The sequence below is a fragment of the Streptosporangium sp. NPDC006007 genome (assembly GCF_040614315.1).
In the GTDB taxonomy this organism is placed as follows: Bacteria; Actinomycetota; Actinomycetes; order Streptosporangiales; family Streptosporangiaceae; genus Streptosporangium.
In genome coordinates this window covers 85,082-92,750 of record NZ_JBEXUG010000024.1, presented here as the reverse complement: position 1 = coordinate 92,750, position 7,669 = coordinate 85,082, and the positions used below count along the sequence as shown (strand labels likewise).

Sequence of the window (7,669 nt, the reverse complement as noted above, 5' to 3'; positions counted from 1 at the left end):
TCCACCTGGTCATCGCCACCCAGCGCCCCTCGGTGGACGTGGTCACCGGCCTGATCAAGGCCAACGTCCCCTCCCGCCTCGCCTTCGCCACCTCCTCGCTGACCGACTCCCGCGTCATCCTGGACGCGGCCGGCGCCGAGAAGCTCGTCGGCCAGGGTGACGCGCTGTTCGCGCCGATGGGCGCCGGCACGCCGACCCGGCTGCAGAACGCGTTCGTCTCCGAAAAGGAGGTCGCCGCGATCGCCGCGCACTGCCGCCGGCACGCCACCGACCACCAGGACGCGCCCGTCGCCCCGAAGCCGGGGCCGACGAAAAACGTCCCCGCCGACGACCTCGACCTGCTGGTGCAGGCGGCCGAGCTGGTCGTCACCACCCGGTTCGGCTCCACCTCGATGCTGCAGCGCAAGCTCCGGGTGGGCTTCGCCAAGGCCGGCCGGCTCATGGACCAGCTGCACGAGCGCGGCGTGGTCGGCCCGGCCGACGGCTCCAAGGCCCGCGAAGTCCACATCGCCCCGGCCGAGCTGGAGGAACTGCTGGCCGAGCTGCGCTACAGCGCCGCCACCAGCCGGTGACCACCCCCGCCACCGCGCTCGTCAGCACCTGAAGGAGATCGACGACGTCTGGTCGCCCAGGTCGGCATCGACCTCACCGAAGACGACGAGTGGCCGCCGCCCCGGGTGCCCGCCCGGCCGAGGGATCGGGCGGGCGCCCGGAGCGTCCGCACCCCTGACGCCCTTCACCTCGGCGGGCTGTCACCGGCCCGCCGTACGCTCCCCCCACACCCACCCCCAGGAGGACCACATGCGTGACCCGGAGACGCACCACCTCGAGGCGGCGCTGACCGTCCATCTCGCCCTGCGCGACGCCCTCGGCCTCGACCCGGACGACGCCACCCTCGACGCGGCCACTGACCGTGTCATGGCCCGCCTGCTGGAGCGCGGGTACACCGTCACCCGCCCGGCCCGGCTCAGCAGCAGGGTGGAGAAGATGCCGCCCGCCGCCCGCGCGGCGTACGACCTCACCGGCGGCGAGATCGACGACCGGCTCCACGCGGTCGTGACCGAGCTGATACCGGCCATCGCCTACCGGCTCGGCCGGCCACGAAGGGGCCCTCGCCGGTCACCTCGTCGGCCGCCGCGCCCGCCCCTGAGATGGGGCGCCCCCGTCCTCCATGAAGACGGGGGCGCCCCGCCATCCGCCGCCATAGACGGCGTACACCGCACTCAGGAAAAGCGGCCCGGTGAGGAGCACGGACGGTGGGAAAAGGATCACCCAGCCGATGAACCCGATGATCCCGTTGACCTCGTCGAGCCCATCGGCCGACATGATCCCCAGCTCGACCAGAACCGTTTGCACCATTAGGGCGCCCGCGAAGGCAGCCAGCAGGAGGTAGCCGGGCGGCGGGTATACCTGATAGCGAGACATGTGCGCTTCCCCCTGCTCCGAAGGACGAATGGCGCTGTCGACGAGAAACTTTCCTGACCGGACCATACGTCCCAGCCAGAGCGCGTCAAGGTGACGAATAGCTGACTCGAAAGAGCAGCGGGGCCTCCGCGTCCCACAGGGTGGGTCAAGCACCTTCCTCACCCCCAACAGGGCGGGAACGCTCTCGACTGCCTGCGCACAATCACCGGGGTGGACGGGCAGGACGACGGCGCATCAGCGGCTGAGCAGCTACCGGATGGACTCGATCTCAGTCTCCTTCTGGTCGGGCAGCGGATTGACGGCGCGTATCTCCGGCTGCTCGGCCACCGTGTCCTCCGGCCGCACACGAGGCGGGAGCGTCCGCCACTTAGCGGGAGTCTCAGACTCTGTGTTGCGCTGATCGGTCATAGACCACAGTGTGACCCGGCCGTCAGCGGATGTCTGCCCTCTTGCCGGCTGGTTGTACTGACCCGCACAGGCACGGAGGCCTCACCCGATGAGGCCGCACAGCAAAAAGCAGGCCCGCCGCTCCGGGGAGTGGCGGGCCTTCTGCTGTGCGGGTGTCAGCCGATGTAGCCCTGGTGCCACACGGCCGGATCCTCCCCGGGAGTGGGCTCGTACACCGCCCGGTGCATCTAACCCGGCGCGATCATGTACGCGCCCGGATCATCGGACTCCGGGGCCGGGTGCGGGAAGGTCATCCCATCCAACGGCCCGCCCACCAACGTCACCTGTCGCCCAGTCATGGCGCCCAGCATGACGCGGCGCCCCGGCCACGTCCCCAGGATCGGCTGATGTGTCCGCCTATGGCCGATCACGGCCCGAAGCGCGGCGGGCGCCGCAGATTCCACCGGCGGGCCGTGGGCGCCCGGCGTGGCCGGCCTGGCCGCAGGAGGAGCAGCCGCACGTGGTGAGCTGGCTGCCCGTCCGGTCCGGTCTGAAGGTCCACGGTCTGCGCCACGGGCATCAGACGTGGATGGACGACGGCGGCATCAAGGAGGCATTGAAGAAGGACCGGATGGGGCATGAGGACCTGGCCGACATGTCTGAGGTCTACGGGCACATCACCAAGCGGATGGTGGCCGATCTGCTGACCCTGTTGCAGACGCTGTGGCACGGCGGGATCGGTGAGCGCTACCGGATCCATCCGCGCTCAGCGGTGCCGACGCTGGACGCCGCGCTGCGGGAGAACCGGAGCCGCGGAGGAGCGAAAGTCGTGATCTTGTTCTCCCAAAAATCTCCCAATCGGCTCCGCGGGCATAAAAAAACCCGGCGGACCGTGTAGTCCACCGGGCCTTTACCTGCGTCTACCATGTGTGGGCGATACTGGGATCGAACCAGTGACCTCTTCGGTGTGAACGAAGCGCTCTCCCGCTGAGCTAATCGCCCGCCCCGTCTGGCTCCTCTCGGGGCCGACGTGAAAACCATACAGCAATCCGGAGGCGCTGGCGAAGCGGCGTCCGCGCCAAAAAAGATCTTGGGAGGCGACACGGTCGGGAATCAAACGTCGGAGGATGCGTCCGGCGGGGGGCTACGGTGTCATAGCATCGTCCTGATCCGCAGAAGCACCGTACGACCCAGGCTCAACCTCTATCGCCCGAGACGCCCCCCAGGGGGAGTCGACGGTGACCAAAACGATACGCAAAACCCTTGCAAATATGGCCCTGTTGGTGATGTTTAGCCAGGTAGACGCCCAAATGTCGCGCTGTGATGTGTGTTACAGAAGGGCCCGGAGGCGGAATCTTTCCTACAGGTTTCTTTGTTCCGCGTCATAGCTCGGGACAGAGAGAGTCCGCCAGAGCAGTGAAAGCCCCGAAGAGGGGACCGACGACGAAAAAGGTTTGGCTGACGATGAACAGCTCCACCGTCTCTGCCGAGCTTGGCCTTCGGCTTGTGGTCCCCGACCGTACCACCGTCCCCCTGCTCGCCGGGCTCAGCTACACAGCCGATGATCCCTACGCGATCAGAATGGCCTTCCACGTGGGGAACGACGAACCGGTCGAGTGGATCTTCGCTCGCGAGTTGCTGACGGTCGGCATCGTACGGCGGGTCGGCGACGGCGACGTCCAAGTGTGGCCGGCGCGCGCCGACGGCGAGCGCACGCTGCACATCAGTCTCACCTCGCCGTTCGGGCAGGCCCTGTTCGAGGTGCCGCTGGCACCGCTCACCGACTTCCTGCACCGGACGTACGACCTGGTCCCGGCCGGCCGCGAGACCGACTTCATGGACCTCGACGCCGAGCTGAGCAACATGCTCTGGAGTTCCTGAGCCCGGCCTTCGCGTCTACAGCCCCCGGAGCAGCTTCCGCATCCGGGCGATCTCGACGCCCTGTCCCGAGACGACGTCCTGGGCGATGGCCAGCATGACCCGGTCGGCCCCCTGACGGAGCCGGCTCCCGGCCATCCGAAGCGCCTCCTCGTGATGGGCGATCATCAGGCGCAGGAAGAGCCGGTCGAAGGCCTCGCCCCTGGCGGCCCTGAGGCGGTTCATCCGCTCCAGCGTGACCGCTCTGTGGTCGCCGTGCCTTCCCGGAGCGCGGCCCACCGACGTCAGCCAGGACGTCATGGCCGCGATCTCGGGCCGCTGCGCGGCGGCGATCCGCCCGGCGAGCCCGCGTACCTCCGGTGACACCGTCCTGGGCGGGACCAGCGCCGCCATCTCCAGCGCCTGCCGGTGGTGCGGAATCATGCCCTCGGCGAAGCGCACATCGGCCGCCGTCACCCGCGCCTCCGAATCACCCAGGCGTTCGCCCGGCCTTGCCGTACGGCCGGCCTCACCCGGCCCACCGGGAACGATCACCGGTGCGCCGGTGCCCGCGACCAACGGGGTCCGTCCCTCCAGGTCGCCCGCGCAACCGGGAAGGAGCGTGGCCACCACGATCACGGTGGTCACCCCGTACCACAAACGCACCCTTCGCATACCTCCAATAATGGGTCAAGATAACCGACACAACGGGGGGCACTGTGCGATGGATCGCGGCATTCGGGCTGGCGGTGCTGCTTCTGACGGCCGGGTGCGGCGCCGATCCGAGGGAGTCGGTCTCGTGGGCCGCCGGCTCCACACCGTCGGCCGTGCGGACCACCGGGGACGCCGTACACAGCTCCAACATCACCCACCTGGCGAACGTGCCGCCTGAGGCCCCGCTGGACGGCCCCCAGTCGTGGGGCACCGACCTGGCCTTTCAGGACGATCACGTGTTCGTCGGCAACTTCGACGGCTTCACCGTACTCGACGTGTCCGATCCGGCCAGGCCGTCCGTGGTCAGCCGGGTGCTCTGCCCCGGTGAGCAGAACGACGTCTCGGTGAGCGGGAACCTGCTGTTCCTGTCCGTCGACTCCCCGCGCGGCGGGCCGGAGTGTGGCGGGGGGCGGAGCCCGCGGGAGGAGGCCGGGGACGGTGACGGCGGGACCTGGGAGGGGATCCGAATCTTCGACATCGCGGACAGGGCCCACCCGAGGTTCGTGTCGGCGGTCGCCACGGAGTGCGGCTCACACACCCACACCCTCGTGCCCGGAAAAACCGGGGAGACGGTCTACCTCTGCGTCTCCTCCGCCGGACCGGTGCCGGAGTCGCCGACCTGCCCGCCCCCGCACAACAACATCTCGGTGGTCGAGGTGCCCACCGGGAACCCGGCCTCGGCCAGGGTGGTCTCGCAGCCGGTGCTCTCGGAGGAGACGGACCGCGAGGGCGGTTGCCACGACGTCACGGTCTATCCGGAGAAGAACCTGGCCGCGGCCGCCTGCTTCGGCGACGGGATCCTGCTGGACATCGCCGACCGGGTGAACCCCAAGGTGATCCAGCGCGTGCGCGACAGGGAGAACTTCTCCATCTGGCACTCGGCCACGTTCAACAACGCCGCCACCAAGGTGGTCTTCGGCGACGAGCTGGGGGGCGGCATGAGCGCCACCTGCGACTCCGGTACGCCGAGAACCCACGGGGCGAACGCCGTGTACGACCTGGGCGAGGATCGCACGCTCACCCTCCGCGGCTATTTCAAGATCCCCAGGGAGCAGCGGCCCGACGAGAACTGCGTGGCGCACAACGGAGCGCTGCTACCGGTTCCCGGCAGGGACGTCATGGTGCAGTCCTGGTATCAGGGCGGGGTGTCGGTCTGGGACTTCACCGACACGGCGAATCCCCGGGAGATCGGCTTCTTCGAGCGCGGCCCGGTCGACGCGGTCGCCGGCTCGTGGTCGGCCTACTACTACAACGGCCACATCTACTCCAGCGACATCACCCGGGGGCTGGACGTGCTCCGGATCGACGACCCGCTGACCGATCCGGCCAAGAAGGTCACCGTGGAGGTGCTGAACGCCCAGACCCAGATGTCCTACCCGGAGTGATCCGGAAGGTGGCCGGAGCGGTCCAGGCCGAGAGGTCACGGGTCGAGGTCGGCCGCGCTCCGCTCGGCGAAGACCCGCATGGCCTTGGCGGTGATCGGGCCGGGGGCGGCCGGCAGCACGGTCCGGTCGACGGCGCGGATCGGCTGGATGTCGCGGGTGGTGGAGGTCAGGAACGCCTCGTCGGCCTCGTAGAGGGCCGACAGCGGGACGTCCTCCTGGTAACCGCCGCACCATTCGAGGGTGAGCGCACGGGTGACCCCGGCCAGGCAGCCGGAGGCCGTCGTGGGAGTGATCAGGCGGCCCTCTCGCACGATGAAGACGTTGCTGCCCGTGCCCTCGCAGAGGTCGCCCGCCAGGTTTTCGAAGATCGCCTCACCACCGCCCGCGGTCTTGGCGTACAGGAGCGCCTTGACGTTCTCGCCGTAGGAGGTGCTCTTCACACCGGTGAGCGCACCGTGCTCGTTGCGGGGCCACGGCACGACGACGACGCCGGCGGTGGCCGGGAACGGCCGCTGCTCACCGGCGATCACCACGGTGGTGCAGCCCTGGTCGCCCCGGTCGGAGCCCAGCGGGCCAAGACCGCCGGTGTAGGTGATGCGGACCCGGCCGAGCGGCCAGGGAGGCGCCTCAGCCAGGCAGGCCCGCACCCCCGAGGTGATCGCCTCGACGTCCGGCTCGGGCAGGTCCATACGCCGGGCCGACAGGCGGAGCCGGTCCAGGTGGCGGGTGAGCGCGAAGGGGACGCCGTTCACGGACTTGACGGTCTCGAACACGCCGTCCCCGACCATCAGGCCGTGGTCGAACACCGAGACGGTCGCCTGGTCGGGCCGGACCAGCCGCCCGTCGACCCACACGGGTACGTTCATCGACTTCCTCCCGAAACTGCTGAATCCGATGTGGAGGCGAGCGCGATGAGGCGGGCGGCCTTCAGCTCGGTCTCGTCCCACTCCCGGCGCGGGTCGCTGCCCCAGGTTATGCCCGCGCCGGTGCCGAACCGGATTTCGTCGGACGAGAACCAGAAGGTGCGGATCCCCACGGCCAGGGATGCCCGGCGCCGGTCGGCATCGACCCAGCCCACGGCTCCACAGTACGGCCCGCGAGGCTCGGGTTCGAGTTCATCGATGACACGCAGCGCGGAAGATTTCGGGGCTCCGGTTACCGAACCTGGAGGAAACGTCGCGCCGAACAGCTCGGGCCAGCCGAACTCCGGGGCGAGCCGGGCCCGGACCGTGGAGACCAGGTGCACCAGGCCCGGATGCTCCTCGACCTCGCACAGCGCGGGCACGCTCACCGATCCGACCTCGGCGACCCGGCCCAGGTCGTTGCGGACCAGGTCGACGATCATCACGTTCTCCGCGTAGTCCTTCTCCAGCAGGTCCTCCACCGTGACCCCGGTGCCCTTGATCGGCCTGGACTCGATCACGTCGCCGTCCCTGGACAGGTAGAGCTCCGGGGAGGCCGACACCACGCTCAGCCCGGGCAGGCTCACCGTGGCGGCGTAGGGGGCGGGGTTGCCCTCGGCCAGACGTACGGCCAGCGCCACCGGGTCCGGATCCGGTGGCAGTGGCGCGGTCAGCACCCGGCACAGGTTGGCCTGATACACCTCACCCCGCTCGATGTGGTCACGGATGCGGCTTACGCCGTCCTCGTAGGCGACCCGGCTCAGCGAGCTCCGCCACGACGAGGGGTGCGGCCCGCGCCAGGGCCCTCGTGGCACGGGCAGCGGCGCGGGCCGGACGTCGTCGAATCTGGCACAGGTGACCTTGCCCTCGTAGTCGACCACCACGGCCCACCACCCCTGGCCGTCGAGCGCGGCCAGGTCGGTGGTGACGTCACGGAGCCGGGTGGCCAGACGGCCCCCTATATGAGCAAATGGGTCATACACCCCGCTATTGTCCCGC

The 7,669-nt window shown here is 69.4% G+C and carries 8 protein-coding genes and 1 tRNA gene; 5 read left to right on the top strand and 4 right to left on the bottom strand.

What is annotated here, in order from left to right; genetic code table 11:
• The 3 genes from ABZ194_RS19715 to ABZ194_RS19705 all read left to right on the top strand — a co-directional run.
• Positions 1–572 (top strand): DNA translocase FtsK (locus tag ABZ194_RS19715; RefSeq protein ID WP_355598157.1); only part of this gene is annotated, 572 nt, incomplete at its 5' end.
• Positions 573–801: 229 nt separating this feature from the next.
• Positions 802–1,362, top strand: coding sequence for a hypothetical protein (locus ABZ194_RS19710; RefSeq protein WP_355598155.1), 561 nt, complete (start codon positions 802–804; stop codon positions 1,360–1,362).
• A gap of 1,039 nt (positions 1,363–2,401) precedes the next feature.
• A complete protein-coding gene (locus tag ABZ194_RS19705; protein WP_355598153.1) occupies positions 2,402–2,710 on the top strand; it encodes a hypothetical protein in 309 nt (102 codons plus the stop codon).
• A 32-nt stretch (positions 2,711–2,742) separates the two neighbouring features.
• Here ABZ194_RS19705 and ABZ194_RS19700 read toward each other — a convergent pair.
• Positions 2,743–2,814 (bottom strand) — tRNA-Val (locus ABZ194_RS19700).
• Positions 2,815–3,276: 462 nt separating this feature from the next.
• On the opposite strand from ABZ194_RS19700, the gene ABZ194_RS19695 reads away from it, so the two are divergent.
• Positions 3,277–3,693: an SsgA family sporulation/cell division regulator gene (locus tag ABZ194_RS19695; RefSeq protein ID WP_355598152.1), complete on the top strand. Its 417-nt coding sequence runs from the start codon at positions 3,277–3,279 to the stop codon at positions 3,691–3,693.
• Positions 3,694–3,708: 15 nt separating this feature from the next.
• On the opposite strand, the gene ABZ194_RS19690 is transcribed toward ABZ194_RS19695, so the two are convergent.
• Positions 3,709–4,344: a DUF305 domain-containing protein gene (locus ABZ194_RS19690; RefSeq protein ID WP_355598150.1), complete on the bottom strand. Its 636-nt coding sequence runs from the start codon at positions 4,342–4,344 to the stop codon at positions 3,709–3,711.
• 44 nt (positions 4,345–4,388) lie between these two features.
• On the opposite strand from ABZ194_RS19690, the gene ABZ194_RS19685 reads away from it, so the two are divergent.
• Positions 4,389–5,768 carry a hypothetical protein gene (locus tag ABZ194_RS19685; protein WP_355598148.1) on the top strand — a complete coding sequence of 460 codons (1,380 nt, stop codon included), beginning with the start codon at positions 4,389–4,391 and terminating at the stop codon, positions 5,766–5,768.
• Positions 5,769–5,803: 35 nt separating this feature from the next.
• Here the strand turns inward: ABZ194_RS19685 and ABZ194_RS19680 are convergent, their stop codons facing one another.
• Complete coding sequence (locus tag ABZ194_RS19680; RefSeq protein WP_355598146.1) at positions 5,804–6,634, bottom strand: aminotransferase class IV; 831 nt, start codon at positions 6,632–6,634, stop codon at positions 5,804–5,806.
• Positions 6,631–7,653, bottom strand: coding sequence for a chorismate-binding protein (locus ABZ194_RS19675; RefSeq protein WP_355598144.1), 1,023 nt, complete (start codon positions 7,651–7,653; stop codon positions 6,631–6,633). Before ABZ194_RS19675 ends, ABZ194_RS19680 begins: the two co-directional genes overlap by 4 nt.
• Positions 7,654–7,669: the final 16 nt, after the last annotated feature.